The sequence below is a fragment of the Streptomyces durbertensis genome (genome assembly GCF_014156695.1).
Classification (GTDB): Bacteria; Actinomycetota; Actinomycetes; order Streptomycetales; family Streptomycetaceae; genus Streptomyces; species Streptomyces durbertensis.
Map to the genome: position 1 here is coordinate 1 of NZ_WMLF01000851.1, position 939 is coordinate 939.

1 protein-coding gene is annotated in these 939 nt (G+C 76.5%); it reads left to right on the forward strand.

Annotated elements, in window-relative coordinates:
- Nucleotides 1–939, forward strand: a 939-nt coding sequence (locus tag GL263_RS27265; RefSeq protein WP_182858397.1) for an HRDC domain-containing protein, incomplete at both ends; no start/stop codon positions are given.

The following is a 939-nucleotide window of genomic DNA, read 5'->3' on the forward strand; positions in this document are numbered from 1 at the left end:
GGCCCCCTCCGAGGACACAGGTCCCGCCCCGATCCCCCTGCTGGCCCCTCGGGAGGGCGTCCCCGAGGTGACCGCCACGGCCGCCGGGCTGTCCGCGGTGACCGCCGCCTTCGCCGCCGGCGCGGGACCGGTCGCCGTGGACGCCGAGCGCGCCTCCGGCTACCGCTACGGCCAGCGCGCCTACCTCGTACAGCTCCGCCGCGCCGGCGCCGGCACCGCGCTCGTCGACCCCGTGGCCTGCCCCGACCTCGGCGCGCTCGGCGAGGCCCTGGCCGACACCGAGTGGGTGCTGCACGCCGCCACCCAGGACCTGCCCTGCCTCCGCGAGACCGGCATGGTGCCGGGCCGGCTCTTCGACACCGAACTCGCCGGCCGCCTCGCCGGCTTCCCCCGCGTCGGCCTCGGCGCGATGGTCGAGAACGTGCTCGGCTACGCCCTGGAGAAGGGCCACTCCGCGGCCGACTGGTCCACCCGCCCGCTCCCCGAACCCTGGCTGCGCTACGCGGCACTCGACGTCGAACTCCTCACCGACCTGCGGGACGCCCTCGAAGAGGAGCTGAAGAACCAGGGCAAGCTGGAGTGGGCCCTCCAGGAGTTCCGGGCCATCGCGGAGGCGCCGCCCGCCCCGCCGCGCAAGGACCCCTGGCGCCGCACCTCCGGCATGCACAAGGTGCGCCGGCGCCGCCAGCTCGCCGTGGTGCGCGAGCTCTGGCAGACCCGCGACGAGATCGCCCGCCGGCGGGACGTCTCCCCCGGCAAGGTGCTCTCCGACTCCGCCATCGTCGAGGCGGCACTCGGCGCACCCCGCACCGCACGGGCGCTCGCCGCGCTCCCCGGCTTCGGCAACCGCATGGGCCGACGCCAGCTCGAACAGTGGCACGCCGCCGTCGAGCACGCGCTCACCCTCCCCGAGGGCGAGCTGCCCGAGCAGACCAAGCA